This window comes from Plantactinospora sp. CNZ320 (genome assembly GCF_002846275.1).
This window is the reverse complement of sequence record NZ_PJMP01000001.1, coordinates 6690485-6704559: the sequence shown is the minus strand read 5'-3', so window position 1 is coordinate 6704559 and position 14075 is coordinate 6690485. Positions and strand designations below refer to the sequence as shown.

Annotated in this window: 14 protein-coding genes and 1 tRNA gene; 6 read left to right on the top strand and 9 right to left on the bottom strand. The window is 72.8% G+C overall.

The window, feature by feature from the left end; all coding sequences use genetic code 11:
* Window positions 1-180 precede the first annotated feature (180 nt).
* The 3 genes from CLT71_RS30045 to CLT71_RS30035 all read right to left on the bottom strand — a co-directional run bounded on the left by CLT71_RS30045 (window position 181) and on the right by CLT71_RS30035 (window position 4755).
* Complete coding sequence (locus CLT71_RS30045) at window positions 181-1992, bottom strand: hypothetical protein (protein WP_101370055.1); 1812 nt, start codon at window positions 1990-1992, stop codon at window positions 181-183.
* Window positions 1993-2182: 190 nt separating this feature from the next.
* Complete coding sequence (locus CLT71_RS30040) at window positions 2183-2941, bottom strand: YcnI family protein (RefSeq protein ID WP_101370054.1); 759 nt, start codon at window positions 2939-2941, stop codon at window positions 2183-2185.
* Window positions 2942-2952: 11 nt separating this feature from the next.
* A complete protein-coding gene (locus CLT71_RS30035; protein ID WP_101370053.1) occupies window positions 2953-4755 on the bottom strand; it encodes a copper resistance protein CopC in 1803 nt (600 codons plus the stop codon).
* A 463-nt stretch (window positions 4756-5218) separates the two neighbouring features.
* On the opposite strand from CLT71_RS30035, the gene CLT71_RS30030 reads away from it, so the two are divergent.
* From CLT71_RS30030 to CLT71_RS30020, 3 genes are read left to right on the top strand one after another with little or no spacing between them, the layout of a single operon-like run.
* Complete coding sequence (locus tag CLT71_RS30030; protein WP_486483536.1) at window positions 5219-5758, top strand: MauE/DoxX family redox-associated membrane protein; 540 nt, start codon at window positions 5219-5221, stop codon at window positions 5756-5758.
* Window positions 5751-6491: a thioredoxin domain-containing protein gene (locus CLT71_RS30025; RefSeq protein ID WP_101370051.1), complete on the top strand. Its 741-nt coding sequence runs from the start codon at window positions 5751-5753 to the stop codon at window positions 6489-6491. The genes CLT71_RS30030 and CLT71_RS30025 overlap by 8 nt, the downstream gene beginning before the upstream one ends.
* Complete coding sequence (locus tag CLT71_RS30020) at window positions 6488-7843, top strand: hypothetical protein (RefSeq protein WP_486483535.1); 1356 nt, start codon at window positions 6488-6490, stop codon at window positions 7841-7843. Before CLT71_RS30025 ends, CLT71_RS30020 begins: the two co-directional genes overlap by 4 nt.
* Before the next feature lie 3 nt (window positions 7844-7846).
* Here CLT71_RS30020 and CLT71_RS30015 read toward each other — a convergent pair whose 3' ends face one another.
* From CLT71_RS30015 to CLT71_RS30000, 4 genes are read right to left on the bottom strand one after another with little or no spacing between them, the layout of a single operon-like run.
* The gene (locus CLT71_RS30015) at window positions 7847-8647 is read right to left on the bottom strand and encodes an ABC transporter ATP-binding protein (RefSeq protein ID WP_101370050.1); all 801 of its coding nucleotides are present in this window, start codon (window positions 8645-8647) and stop codon (window positions 7847-7849) included.
* Window positions 8644-9414 (bottom strand): cobalt ECF transporter T component CbiQ, encoded by a 771-nt coding sequence (cbiQ, locus tag CLT71_RS30010; protein WP_101370049.1) that lies wholly within the window; start codon window positions 9412-9414, stop codon window positions 8644-8646. The genes CLT71_RS30015 and cbiQ overlap by 4 nt, the downstream gene beginning before the upstream one ends.
* A gap of 11 nt (window positions 9415-9425) precedes the next feature.
* Window positions 9426-9869, bottom strand: a complete 444-nt coding sequence (locus CLT71_RS30005; protein WP_101371921.1) for a PDGLE domain-containing protein — start codon at window positions 9867-9869, stop codon at window positions 9426-9428.
* Between the two features lie 17 nt (window positions 9870-9886).
* Window positions 9887-10606: an energy-coupling factor ABC transporter permease gene (locus CLT71_RS30000; protein WP_199187771.1), complete on the bottom strand. Its 720-nt coding sequence runs from the start codon at window positions 10604-10606 to the stop codon at window positions 9887-9889.
* A 138-nt stretch (window positions 10607-10744) separates the two neighbouring features.
* On the opposite strand from CLT71_RS30000, the gene bcp reads away from it, so the two are divergent.
* The 3 genes from bcp (at window position 10745) to CLT71_RS29985 (ending at window position 11955) form a co-directional block, all read left to right on the top strand.
* On the top strand, window positions 10745-11221 hold the full coding sequence (gene bcp, locus CLT71_RS29995; protein WP_101370047.1) for a thioredoxin-dependent thiol peroxidase: 477 nt from the start codon (window positions 10745-10747) through the stop codon (window positions 11219-11221).
* Window positions 11222-11251: 30 nt separating this feature from the next.
* Window positions 11252-11332, top strand: a tRNA-Leu gene (locus CLT71_RS29990).
* A gap of 104 nt (window positions 11333-11436) precedes the next feature.
* Complete coding sequence (locus CLT71_RS29985; RefSeq protein ID WP_101371920.1) at window positions 11437-11955, top strand: GNAT family N-acetyltransferase; 519 nt, start codon at window positions 11437-11439, stop codon at window positions 11953-11955.
* A gap of 27 nt (window positions 11956-11982) precedes the next feature.
* On the opposite strand, the gene CLT71_RS29980 is transcribed toward CLT71_RS29985, so the two are convergent.
* Together CLT71_RS29980 and CLT71_RS29975 are read right to left on the bottom strand one after the other, a co-directional pair.
* The gene (locus CLT71_RS29980; RefSeq protein ID WP_486483534.1) at window positions 11983-12912 is read right to left on the bottom strand and encodes an expansin EXLX1 family cellulose-binding protein; all 930 of its coding nucleotides are present in this window, start codon (window positions 12910-12912) and stop codon (window positions 11983-11985) included.
* A 290-nt stretch (window positions 12913-13202) separates the two neighbouring features.
* A complete protein-coding gene (locus tag CLT71_RS29975; RefSeq protein ID WP_101370045.1) occupies window positions 13203-14057 on the bottom strand; it encodes an MOSC domain-containing protein in 855 nt (284 codons plus the stop codon).
* Between the last annotated feature and the right edge of the window lie 18 nt (window positions 14058-14075).

The window sequence follows — 14075 nt, the reverse complement described above, 5'->3', positions numbered from 1 at the left end:
CAGTTCGCGGCCGACGGAGGCGAGCGGAGGCACGCAAGGGCACGCACAGTCACGGTCCTACCCGATGTCGATCACGTCGGCCGGCGCACGCAACTGTCGCCTCGACGCTGCCTCGAGCGGCCGGTACGCCACCTTCGGCTGGACAGCCCGTTGCCCGGAGGCCGATGTCGGGAAGTCGGGTCAGTGGTGCGCCCGGTTCGGGCTGGACCGCCTGAGGTCGAACCCTCGCTCGGCCGGCTCGTCCTCCCGGATTTGATCAAGCGGATAGCCGGAAGCGGCGTTGCCGCCGTACCGCCCCGTCGGGGCGTCCATCGTGGCCGACCTGGTCGCCGGCTCGTAGCCCCTCGGCCGGTTCAGCCCGCTGCGCCCCGTACGCGGCTGGCCGACGTCGTACGCCGCCGCTGCGGGGGTCGCCGGACGCAGCGCGATCCGGCGAACCGACGCGTCCTCTCCCGAGTTGTCCTTCCCCGAGTCGTCCTCTTCCGAGTCGGGCGCGGACATGTTCCCGGGCTCCGGTACGGGCCGCACGGGAACCCACCACTCGTCCCGCGATCCCGTACGTCCCTGAGCCGGGTGGACCTCCGCGGAAGGCTCGTACCGGTCGGGCCGTCGCCGAGCCGGCACCACCGCACCGCCACCGGCAGCACCGCCACCGGCAGGACCGGCAGATGCGCCGGCATCGCATTCGGTCGTTGCCGGTACCGACGCGGGGACTGGTTCTGGCGCGCCCTCCGGGTGATGGGCCGCCTCGGCCACCGGTGTGGAGGTCCGGCCCTCGCTCGGCGTGCCGGTCTCCGGCACAGCACCGTTGGCGGCCGGAACGGGAGCCGGCCTGGGCGGCGCCGGCATCGGTGGTGCCGGGGCCGGCAACGGCGGGGTCGGCGACGGCGCCGGCATCGGTGCGGGCGGTGGGGCCGGCACCGGCGTAGGCGCCGGAGCGGGTGCGGGGGCACGGCCAGATTGCGCCGCCGCAGCCGGGTTCATCGGCGGCCAGACCAGACGTGAGGAGTTCCCCGGGCCAGGCCAGGCAACCGGGACGCCGCCTGCCGGGACGAGTACGTCCGCCAGCGTCGCTGGCCGCCTCGACGGCACCCGACGGCTCGGTGACTCTTCCGCCGGGCTCCCGGACTGCACCGGCAGGTCCGATTGTCGTTCCGCTCTCCTGCGTGGTTCGGCAGGTGCCATCTCCGGCGGGGCGGGACGGAACGGCGGATGCCCAGCTCCGATCTCGTTCAGGGCGGCGATGCCGAGCCGGGCGGTGAGCGCCGGCATCTGGCTCGGTTCGACGACGAACACCACCTCGCGGGGACGGATCGGCCGGGCCAGCAGGGCGACACCGAAGAGCACCAGCAGGCCACCCAAGGTCAGCGAAGTCCAGGCGACCGGATCGAGCCAGCCGGGGCGTACCTCGGCACGCAGGTCGACGGCGACGCCTGCCGCCGCGTCCGGGCGCATGACGACCAGGCTGAGCCGGGGCGCGCGTAGGTCGTCGGCGGTCAGGTCCAACGTGCCCAGACCGCTGCGCACCCAGAGTCCCTGCTCACCGGGGAGTGCGGGCGGGACAGCGGGCGCGGCAGCGGCCGAAGCAGAGGCAGAGGCAGAGGCAGGGGCTGCCGGGTGGTCGATGCGTACCGGCAGGCTGCCCCGGGTCACGCTGACCCGGTCGACCCGGGCGTACGGCGAGTTGGCGAGGTAGGTGGAGACCTCGGCGGTCGGCGCGAGGCCGAGGAATGCCGGCTCCGCCCCGGTACCCGCCACGAGCCGCAGTCCGGTCCGCCCGGCGGGTACGAAGGGCGCGTCCCGACGCAGCATCGCGGCCAGGTCGGGTACGACGACGGCGTGCCCGCCGGTCTCGATCCGGTCCACGGTGCCGGTGAACGCCCCGTCACCGCCCCGCTGCTCGGAGAGCGTCCACAGTGCACCACCAACGAGGAGCACCGGCAGCCCGATCGTTAGCAGGAGTATCCCGGCGATCAGCCGCACGAAGCGCATACCGTCTCGTTCCCTCCGGTCGCGGTACCGCCGTCAACCTGCACGACCGGCGGCGGGGTCGCAGTACCCGACGACCATACCGAGCGAAATCGCTTCAACACGGATTATTAGCTTAAAACGCCGCTGGCCCGTCGGCAGAACTGCCGACGGGCCAGCAAGGACACTGGTTGGCTACGGAAGCGCCCTGCGATCAGGCGGTGGGCGGTGTGCCCTCCCGTCGGGTACGCGCGAACGCCAGCCCGCCCAGCGCCAGGCCGGCGAGGCCGGCGACCAGCCCGGCGATCGCCAGGCCCAGCGCCGCCGAGTCTCCGTCGTCCTCGGCCGACGCTGCCGGCTGCTGCTGCACCACTGCCGGGCCGGCGCTCGGCGTGGCACCGCCCGCCGGGGCACCGCTGCCGGACGCCGGCAGCAGTTTCAGCACCGGGGCCGGGTCGTTCTCCGCCTCCGTGCCGTCGGCGGCCGGCGGCTCGATCCAGCGTGCCGTGTTGCCGTCCGAGTAGTGCTGGAGTACCCGGAACACCAGCTGCTTGACCTCGGGCAGCGGCCCCATCGAGACCGGGAACTCGTTGAATTCTCCCGGCTTGATCCCGGCGTTCGCCGACGCCGTCCAGGTGATCTTCGAGACCACCTCGCCGACCTGGCTGCCGTGCACCTCCACCGGCGGGTCCACCTTGCGCTTCTCGACCGCGACCGTCCAGCCGGGCACCGGCATGGTGGAGACCGAGGCGAGCGGGGCGTCCTCCGGGAACGTCACCTCCAGCTTGACGGTCGACGCGGTGTCGCTCTCGGTCGGTACCCGAAACGCCACGCGACCGTAACCGCCCTGGGTCGCCTCCCTCGGGTTCACCGTGACGTGCGCGGCGGCCGACGAGGCCACTCCGAACACGCCGATCACGGCGGCTCCGAGGAGGAGGGCGGCGGCGCGCGCGGCCCGACGGTTACGGATCATGATGTACCTCTCTAGGTGATGGGCACGGTGCTGTTCACCGTGGCCTGATCGATGTCCGAAATCCGGACCGTGAAGCTGAGCTGCCAGTTGCCCGCTGTCGGCAGGCTGATCTCGCCGGTGGCGTGGTTGTCGGTGAGCGGCAGCAGTGGGATCTCGATGGGTTCGACGCCCTGGTCGGGCAGCGCGGCCGTGGCCTTCCACTCCACCACCGGCAGGGGCTTGTTGTCCGGGGTGTACGCGTAGAGGTGGACCGAGTTGCTGCCGGTCTTGGCCGGGTCCACCTCGACCTGCAGTGAGTAGAGCGCGCTGGTCAGCGTGGTGGTGTAGTAACCGGGACCACCTGCGTCGTACTCGCCGGCTGTCCTGGCCGGCGGGGTCTGCACCACTACGGCGGAGAGGGCCAGCACCACCGCGGTGATCGCGAGTTCGACCCAGACCGGCTGTCGGAGCCGCCGAACCGACGCGGTCGGCCGGGGCGGCTCGGCCACATCAGCCGGCTCACTCGGCTCGACCGGCTCGACCGGCTCGACCGGCTCGGTCGGATCAGCCGGATCGTCAGGCAGGTCGTCAGCGCGGTCGTCAGGGAGGTCGTCGTCAGGGACGTAGTCGGCGAGGAGCCGGCGCCGGACGAGCTGTCGCGAGTACGCGGCCACCGCGATCACCAGGGCGAAGAGTACGACCTTGGCGATGATCAGCCGGCCGTACGTGGTGGAGACCAGCGCGGACGGCGTACCGACCTCGATCAGGGCCTGGACGACTCCGGCGAGCAGCAGTGCGGAGACGGCGACGGTCGCCCAGCGGGACCAGACCGGCAAAATCGCGTCGAGTTCCCGTTCGTTCGCGCGGCGGAGCAGGAACCCGCCGAGCATGACGAGTCCACCGAGCCACACCGCCATACCGGCCAGGTGGACCGTGTCGACCACGACCGAGACCGCCGGTACCGGCGAGGCCGCCGCGTGCCCGGCGATCGGCCAGGTACCCAGGCCGGCCACGCCGAGCACGGTGAGCAGGATCTGGTCGCCCCGGCCGGCCCGGCCGCTCACCAACGGACGGATCAGGATCGCCGCGGCGGCCAGGATGCCGAGTCGGACCAGGTGCGCCGCACCGAAGGTGCTGCCGAGTACGTCGCCGAGCGTGCTGCCGCTGACCGCGAACAACCCGCCACCGTTCGTGTACGGCACCTGGAGCCAGAGCCCGGCGAGGGTGGAGAACACGATCAGCCCGATGCCGGTCCAGATCAGCCGGGCCGGGCCGCGCCGGTCGAGCCGTCGGGGCCAGAGCAGGCTGAGCACCATCACCGGACCGATCAGCAGCAGCAGGCCGACGTAGCCGACGTACTTGAAGACCCGTACCGCCGCGTTCACCGCCGGATCGATCTCGTCGGCACCGCTGTCGGACGGCGGGGTCGACGGGGCGCCGACGGAATAGGTGTACGCGCCGGCCACCGGGTGGTTGTCCGCCGAGATCACCCGGTAACTGACCAGGTAGGTGCCCTGGGCTCCGGACGAGTCGACCGGGATCGTGATCACCGCGCCGTTGAAGGTCGGATCACCCCGGTCCACCCTGCTGCCGTCCGGGCCGAGCACCCGGATCTTGTCCGGTACCTCGCGGACGCCCTCGCTGAAGGTCAGCACCACCTGGGCCGGCGAGTTGGACAGCACCGCTTCGGCGGCCGGACTGCTGCTCACGAGTACCGCGTGTGCGCTGGCCGGAAGGGCCGGACCGAGCAGCAGGGCGAGGGCGGCCAGCAGCAGGCCGAGACTGGCACCGGCGCGGGCCAGCCATCGACGATTCGCAGCAATCATGCCCGCCATCGTGACCGACCACCCCGGCTGCGCGCGACCTCGGGTCACGCCCGGCCCGCCTCGGTCACACCTGCCGGGCACGCAGCGGCGCGGAGGTGGTCGGCTGCCCAGCGCGCGAGCCCGGTCCGGTCAGATGCCACGGATCGATAGTCGGCAGCGGTAGCGAAAAAGTTCCCGACTCCGCGGACACCGACCCGGCCGGGACAGCGCTCCGGCCCGGGACAGTGCACCGGCCGGCCGGAGCGGACAGGCGCCGCGGATCGGGCCGGATCAGGCGGGAGGCGCCACGGACAGGCCCGACCACCAAGAGTCAGGAGCGACCCAAGCGTTGACGTTCTGCCCGGTAATGCCCACCTGTCACCGTAATGACCCCTACCGTTGGTGAGCGTGATCTCACCCGGTACCGCGACTCGGATGACCGATGCCACACCGGAACCGGAAACCCGCACACCGACCAAGACGACTAATGACTGTGACTGAGCGGACCACAGCAACCGCCGAGGCGCCGGGCCACCGCCCTTGGCGGACCGCCCGCCCGTGGCTCGGCACGGCCGTCCGGCTGGGCCTCGCCGCAGTGTGGCTGGCCGCCGGCGGTACCAAGGTCGGTGACCTCGCCGGCTCAGGCCGGGCGGTCAGCGCCTACAAGATCTTCCCGTACGACCTGGCGGTGGTGATCGGAGCGGCGCTGCCCTTCGTGGAACTGGCCCTCGGGCTGATCCTGCTGCTCGGGCTCGCCACCCGGTTCGCCGCCGGCATCTCCGCCGCACTCCTGGTGATCTTCATCGCCGGGATCGTCTCGGCCTGGAGCCGTGGCCTCTCCATCGACTGCGGCTGTTTCGGCAGCGGCGGCGACCTGGCGGCCGGCCAGGACCCGACATACGGGACGGAGATCCTCCGGGACGTCGGGTTCCTGGTGCTCGCCGGCTTCCTGCTGGTCTGGCCGCGTACCCGGCTCTCGGTGGACGCGGCGTTGGGTCGGGACACCCGCGAGGAGGAGAGCGACGATGAGTGACCGGAATCGCAAGGGGAGTAACCGGAATCCCAAGGGGCAGCGCCGGCCCGCCCGGGTCGTACGCGAGCAGATGGCCCGGGAGCGACGCCGCAAGCGCACCCTGTGGACCTCGGTCGGCGTGGTCGTCGTGCTGGTCATCGCCGGCTTGATCGGCTGGGGCGTCTCGGCCAGCCAGGACTCCGGCGACTTCACCCCGCCCGGTGGAGCCAACCCGGAGGGCACCGGCATCGTGCTCGGCTCCGGACCGGTGAACGTCGACGTCTACGAGGACTTCCTCTGCCCCATCTGCCGTACCTTCGAGCAGCAGGCCGGCCCCACCCTCGACCAGCTCGTCAGCGAGGGCAAGGTACGGGTCACCTACCACCCGGTGGCGTTCCTCAACCGCTTCTCCAGCACCGAGTACTCGACCCGGTCGTCCGCCGCCTCCGGATGCGCGGCGCAGAGCGGCAAGTTCCGGGAGTACGCGAGGGCGCTCTTCGACCGGCAGCCACCCGAGGGCAGTGCCGGACTCAGTGACGACCAGCTCGTCGAGGTCGCCACAAGTGTCGGACTGGCCGGGGACAGTTTCCGCAACTGCGTCCGGGAGAATACCTTCGAGAAGTGGACCGAGCACGTGACGGACGAGGCGGCCCGGGCGGGGGTGACCGGCACCCCGAGCGTGCTCGTCAACGGCAAGCAGGTGCAGGCCAACGCCGAGGCGATAAGCGCGGCGGTGGCGGCGGCCGGCAGGTGACCGCCCCCAACCCCGGCCGCCGTCGCGGCGGCGTACCGGCCCGCGTCGGGATCGCCCTGGCGGCGGGTCTGGTCGGCGTACTCGGATCCGCGTCGCCGGCCGCCGCGCACGCCGCCGACACCCCGGACGGCAGTGACTACCGCACCGAGGTGACCTCGGTCACTCCGGCCCTGCCGGGGCTGCGGGTCCGGGTGGTGGAGGGCGGTGCCCGCCTCGAACTGACCAACCGGACCGGTCGCACGGTCGAGGTGCTCGGCTACGCCGGGGAGCCGTATCTGGAGATCCGTCCCGACGGCGTCTACGAGAACACCGCCTCGCCTGCGACGTACCTGAACCGGACCCTCGCCGGGGAGACGGCGCTGCCGGCCGGAACCGACCCGACCCGGCCGCCGTCCTGGCGGCGGGTCAGCACCGAACCAGTGGTCCGCTGGCACGACCAGCGCAGTCGCTGGCTGGAGGAGGCGCCGCCGCCACAGGTCGCCGCCGCCCCGGACCGGCCGCACCGGGTCCGCGACTGGGTGGTGCCGCTGCGCGACGGGCTGCGCCCCATGGAGGTACGCGGCACGCTCGACTGGCTGCCGCCGCCCGACCCGCTCCCCTGGTGGAGCGTGAGCCTGCTCGGTGCGCTGGCGATCGGGGCACTCGGGGTGCTGCCCCGCAACTCCCGGCCGGGCCGCCGGGTCACCGTCGCGCTCGCCGTACTCGCGGTCGTCGGTGGGGTGGCGGCGCTCGGCTTCGCGCTGGCCCGGGGCGCCGACGCCGGCTTCGGCGGGATGCTGCTCGGACTCGTCACGGGGCAGCTCTGGCCGACCCTGACCGGTGCGGGCGCGCTGGCCGCCGGGGCGTACGCGCTGACCCGCCGGCCGCCCGGCGACTTCGCGCTGGCGCTGGCCGGTACCTGTCTGGCGCTCTTCACCGGGGTGACGAACGCGGCGGTCTTCGCCCGCTCGGTGCTGCCGGTGCCGGGGCCGGCGGTGTGGGTGCGGGTCCTGGTCGCGACGGTGATCGCCGTCGGCGGCGGGTTGGCGGTGGCCGGGATACTGCGGCTGCGCGCCACCGGCCGCTCCGCAGGCGGTCGCTCGTCCGGCAGCGGGTCGGCCGGCGGTCGCCCGTCCGGTGGGTCGGCCGGCGAGGGGCGCCGGAGCCGGCCGGCGCGTCGCTGGTCGGTGACCCTGCCGGCGGACGAACCCGACCCCGCCCCGGACCGGCCCGGCTCGGCCGTTCCCGAGGAGCGGACCGCCGCTGCGGCCCAGCCCGGCCCGGCCGTTCCCGGGCGGTGCGCCGACGAGCCGGCCGCCAACCGTCCAGCCGCCAACCGTCCAGCCGCCAACCGTCCAGCCGCCAACCGTTAGCGGTCAGCCGTTGCCGGCGAGTTGCCGGGCGGCCACCGCCGGGTCGAAGCCGTACGGCAGCTCCAGCCGGTGCCGGGCGAGCAGTTCGGCGTCGGAGAGGATCTCGTCGGTCGCCCCGTCCGCGACGATCTGACCGCTGTCCAGGATCACCGACCGGTCGCAGAGTTCCAGCGCGTACGGCAGGTCGTGGGTGACCATCAGCAGGGTCACCGGCAGCCGGCGCAGGATGCCGGCCAGCTCGCGGCGGGCGGCCGGGTCGAGGTTGGAGGAGGGCTCGTCCAGGACGAGGATCTCGGGGCGCATCGCGAGTACGGTCGCGACCGCCACCCGGCGGCGCTGCCCGAAGGAGAGGTGCTGGGGCGCCCGGTCCCGGTGCTCGGCCATCCCGACCGCGTCCAGCGCCTCGGTCACCCGCTCGGCCAGCTCGGCGCCGCGCAGGCCGAGGTTCGCCGGGCCGAACGCCACGTCCTCGGCGACGGTGGGCAGGAAGAGCTGGTCGTCGGGGTCCTGGAAGACGATGCCGACCCGGCGGCGGATCTCGGCCAGGGTGGTCCGGTCCCGGTCCACGGTCAGCCCGCCGACGGAGACCGTGCCGGCTCCACCGGCGAGGATCCCGTTCAGGTGCAGCACCAGTGTGGTCTTGCCGGCGCCGTTCGGGCCGAGCAGGGCGATCCGCTCGCCGCGCGGGACGGTCAGGTCGACGCCGCGCAGCGCGACCTGCCCGTCGGGATAGCTGAACCGCAGGCCACGGACGTCCAGGGACGGCGGGTCGGCGGCGGGAGCGCTGTGCACGTACCCGATCATCCCAGCACCACGGCGGTGGCGGCGATGCCGGTGGCGGCGAGCGGCACCGTCGCGGCGAGCAGCCAGTGCCGGGTGGTGGCCGCACCCGTGCCGAGCCAGGCCGCCGGCATCCGCCCCTGGTAGCCCCGGGCGACCATCGCCAGATAGACCCGCTCGCCCCGCTCGAAGGCGCGCAGGAAGAGCGCGCCGACCCCGGCGCCGAAGCCGCGCAACTGCCAGAGGAAGCGGGGATCGTCACCCCGGGAGATCCGGGCGACCCGCATCCGCCGCGCCTCGCCGACCAGTACGTCGAGGTAGCGCAGCATGAAGGTGGCGATCTGGGTGAGGATCTGCGGGCAGTGCAGCCGATCCAGCCCGAGGATCAGGTCCCGCATGGTGGTGGTACCCGCGAGCAGCAGCGAGGCGAGCACCCCGAGGGTGCCCTTGGCCAGGATGTTCCAGCCGCCGTAGAGCCCGTCGACGGAGAGGTCCAGCCCCAGCCAGCTCACCCGCTCCCCGGTGCCGAGGAACGGCAGCGCGAACGCGAACACCACGAACGGCAGCTCGATCAGCGAGCGGCTGGCCAGCCAGCGCAGGCCGACCCGGGAGAGCGCGGCCACCAGCAGTATCAGCGCCAGATAGCCGCCGAACGCCCAGAACGCCTCCCGGGGTGTGGCGACGACGGCGAGGGTGAAGACCACCATCGCCACGATCTTGACCTCGGGAGGTAGCCGGTGCACCGCCGACGTCCGATCCCGGTAGAGCACGTGTGCGTGCCCGGCTCCCATCCGCGATGCTCCTACTCGGTGCCGTCGGTAGCGGTCCGGCGCTGGCCCGGACTCCGGGCGAGCTCCCCCGGAGGCTCGGCCCGCTGCGCCGGACCTCCGGCGCGCTGGCCGGCGCCCACCGGCTGGCGGCGCCGGGTCAGCCAGAACAGGCCACCGCCGACGGCGAAGGTGATCAACACGCCGAGTACCCCGGAGAGCCCGGTGGAGAGGTACGCGTTGTCGAGGCCCCGGATCCCGTAGTCGGCCAGCGGCGAGTCGGCCAACTCGTGTTCCTCGGCCTGCTGGGCCGGGCAACTGCCACCGGTGATGTTGTCGTCGGCGTCGAAGGTGCAGCCCTGGCGCAGCGACGAGTCCAGCCCGTCGGGGTGAGCCGAGGCGAAGTTGCTCACCACTCCGGCGAGCAGGAGCGCGACGAGCAGGCCGCCGAGGATGAAGGCGCCGGAGCGCTTCGAGATCCGGGTACCTCCGGTCGTCATCGGGCACCTCCGGCCACCGGCAGTTGGTCGGCGGTCGGGAGCGGCCGCAGCGAGCGCAGCGCGTAGACCAGGTCGGGCCGGACCTTCGCCACCGTCACCACCGTGGTCGCGGTGATCAGACCCTCGCCGACGCCGATCAGCAGGTGCACCCCGGCCATCGTGCCGGCCAGCCCGCCGAGGCTGCTGCCGACGTCGGTGGTGCCGCCGAGCCAGTACTGCGCGACGAAGCCCTGCGCGGCGACAAGCACGCTGAGCACCGAGGCGACGAACGCGGTCACCGCCAGTCCGGTCACGGTACGGGGGAGGATCCGCAGCAGGAGCGCGATCGACAGGTACGCGACCGCGACGCCGATCAGCGCCATGTTGGTGATGTTGAGGCCGAGCATCGCCACCCCGCCGTCGCCGAAGATCAGCGACTGGACGATCAGCACCACCGCGACACAGAGCGCACCGACCCAGGGCCCAACCAGGATCGCAGCGAGCGCCCCGCCGAGCAGGTGACCGCTGACCGCGCCTGTGAAGATCGGAAAGTTGAGCATCTGGACGGCGAAGATGAACGCGGCGACCAGTCCCGCCATCGGGGCGAGCCGGTCGTCCAGGTCCTGTCTTCCGCGCAGGACGCAGAACGCGAGCGCCGCCAGGGCCAGTGCCCCGAACGCCGCCGCCACGGGACCGTTGATGATCCCGTTCGAGATGTGCATTGCCAGGCTGTCCACGCCACCTCCCAGATGCCGGCGCGGGATCCGCCCCGCCGGCCGGCTCAGCGTAGGACTCGGTCTTCGCTATTGCCAGGCTTTTGCAAGAGCTGTACGCCACCCGCAATCTCCGGTCCACCTGGCGATAGGGTCTTGGCCATGACCTCGCCGATCCGCCTCGCTCCCGGGGACGCCGCGCCCGACTTCGCGCTGCCCACCGACACCGGGGAGACGCTCTCGCTGAAGGAACTGCGTGGCCGCAAGGTGGTGCTCTACGCCTACCCGAAGGCGATGACGCCGGGCTGCACCAAGCAGGCCTGCGACTTCCGGGACTCGCTCGCATCCCTCCAGGCCGCCGGCTACGAGGTGGTGGGCATCTCACCCGACTCCCCCGCCGCGCTGGCGAAGTTCCGCGAGCGGGACGCGATCACCTTCCCGCTGGTCTCCGACCCGGACAGGGAGGTGCTCGTGGCGTACGGGGCGTACGGCGAGAAGCAGTCGTACGGGCGGACGATCACCGGGGTGATCCGGTCGACCTTCGTCATCGACGCCGACGGCCGGATCGAGCGGGCGCTCTACAACGTCAAGGCCACCGGGCACGTCGCCAAACTCCGCCGGGACCTCGGCCTGGACTGAGCGCGCCAGCGGTCTAAACTTTGAGCGCGAGCGGGAGTGGTGTAACGGCAGCCACGCAGGATTTAGGTTCCTGTGCCTTCGGGCGTAGGGGTTCGACTCCCCTCTCCCGCACCTGATTCACAGCTGTCAGCACCGGTCACGAGCGGCTGTTAGCACCGTCACGACCGGCGCGCGGGCCGGCGGGTCTGTTCGGCGGGCCGGCGAGGATGGCCGGCGTGGGCATCCGCTTCGTACTCGATCCGCCGTCGACCCCCGACCTGCGCGACGAGATCGTCCGGCTCTGGACGGCGGTGACCAACGCCGGTGGCGCGGTCGGCTTCGTCGGCCCGGTCTGCGAGGACGACGTACGGCCGTTCGCGCTCGACACCCTCCGGGCGGCGACCGAGGGGCCGGACCAACTGCTCGTCGGCTACCGGGGCGACGAACTGGTCGCGCTGCTCTTCCTCACCGACAACCGGTTCCATCTCAAGGCGCACTGGTGCGTACTGAAGCGGGTGATGGTGCACCCCGACCACCAGGGGTACGGCTACGGCCAGGCCCTGCTGCGCGAGGCCGAGCGGGTGGCCCGGAACGCGGGCTGGGAAGCCCTGCACCTCACCGTCCGGGACGGCCGGGGCGTGGAGGAGTTCTACCGGCGGCTCGGCTACCGGGAGGTCGGCCGGCTGCCCGGGGCACTCCGGGTCGGGCCGGGCGACGACCGCGACGAGATCCAGATGTGGCTGCCGCTGGCCTGACGCGTGCGCTTCCTCGCGGGGTGTCGGTCAGCCGCAGCCGACCGGCGCCGGACCGCCGGCCGCGCCGGCCACCGGCTGCTCGGACGGGTCCGCTGCGCCCGGGCTGCCGGGGGCGGGCGTCGGCGACCCGGTCGGGGCGGGGGTGGCGGCGGGGGTCGGCGAGGCCGACGGGGTCGACGAGCCGGTGGCCGCCGGGGTGGCGGGGTACATCCCTACCGTGCTGCGTTGCACCTGTCGGGGCGCCAGCCGGATTCCGGTGGCGACCGCCTCGTGGCCGTAGACGTCGACCACCCGAATCGAGTACGGCCCCGGCCCCATCCCGCCGTCGATCACCCAGTAGTTGTCGGATCCGCGCTTCGCCGCCCGCCAACTCGAACCGGCACGCTTCACCGCGACCGACTTCACCGGATTACCGTGGTTGCCCACCTGCACCGCGAACCAGTACTGCGACACGCCGCTCTTGAGCCGGAAGGTGAGCGGGCCGGGCAGCCGCGGGTCGACCGCCGCCCGGTAGCGCACCGGGACGATGCCCTGGGACAGATCGGCGATCTTCGCGAACGCCTGCCGGGACAGGTCGATCTTGTTGTTCGTACAGCCGGCGCAGCGGTCCAGCACCATCACCCGGACGGTGCCCTTCGGGCCGGTGACGTCGAGGAAGCTGCCGCAGGCGGCCGAGCCGGCGTACTGGGCGGAGCCGAGCGCGACATAGAGCCGGTTGGCGGGTGGGCCGGGCAGCGAACAGTTGCCGCCCGAGTTCCCACCGTCGTAGTGCGACGCCTTTCCCTTGTAGACAGTCGAACCGATCGGCGGCGCAGCAAGTGCTGGCGCAGCGAGTGCCGGTGCGGCGAGTGCCGGTGCGGCGAGTGCCGGTGCGGCGCAGGCGGCCGGCTCGGAGAACTGCCAGAGCAGCACCAGCCCGAGCAGCGCGGCGAGCACCGTCGCGAATCCGCCGGCCAACCAGCGCCGCGACGCACGACGGCGCGGCGGCCGAACACCGGTGCCAGGAGCGCCGCCGGACTCTGGGACGGCCGCCGCAGCACCGCCGCCGCCCGTAGCAGCACCGCCGCCGCCCGTACCGTCGGGAAGTTCCGCCTCGGTCATCCGGGGCATGTTGCCGTAGCCGCCACCGCTTTCGCAAGATCTCCAACCGGTCGGCGTGCCCCGCACCATCCGCTCGTTCGAGGTGAGGTCGGCGTCGCTGAGCAGCCGGGGATCGAGCGGCGAGAGGGCTTGGGCGCGGATCCGGTTCAGCCGAGCGGTTCCACCGGATCGCCGACGGTCAGCGTGCCGACCGGACCGTCCGACCCCGACGCCGACCTCGGCACCAACTCCGGTACGAGGTTCTGGCCGAAGACCAGTTGCCGGTTGATCCGGCGGTACTTCGCCAGGGTGCGCAACGGCTCGCGGCCGCGTACCCCGGTCTCCTGGTCGGTGGTGGTGACCAGGCAGCGGCCGCAGGGCTTGGCCACCCGGAACGTCACCGGGCCGATCCGGAGCCGGCGGCCGAGCCAGGCGTCCTCGGTCCACGCAGCGGCGCCGCCGACCACGACGTTGGGGCGGAACCGGGTCATCGGCAGCGGCGCCTCGACGTTGCCGGATTCGACGAGCGACTCGTTCAGCGCGTCCAACGACGCGCGGTTGGCCAGCAGCAGCGGAAAGCCGTCGGCGAAGCTGACCCGGTCGGCCGGGTCGACCAGGTCGGTGTCCGGGATCGGGCGCACCGTCGGATCGCCGAGCCAGACCAGCCGGACCTTGCGGTCGAGCAGCCGGGAGAGCCAGTCGTCGGCCGCCGGCTCCGCCCGCCGGGCCGGCACGGCCGGCATGTTCGTGAAGACGCGTACGGCGATCGGCTCGCCGTCGGTCGGCTCGGTGACCTCCAGCGCGGGTCGGCCCCCGGCGCGCAGCACCAGGCCGCCGGGCCGGAGGTCCGGGCGGATCGCCACCAGGCCGGTCACCTGTCGCTGGGTGACCGCGACGCCGTCGTCGCCCACGATCATCCAGCGCCGGTCGCCGGCCAGGCCCCACGGCTCGACCCGGGCCGCGTCGAGGTCGAGCCGGTAACAGCTCTTGACCGGGTACGTGTGCAGGGAGACCAGCCGCATGGCGTTCACCCTGCCACA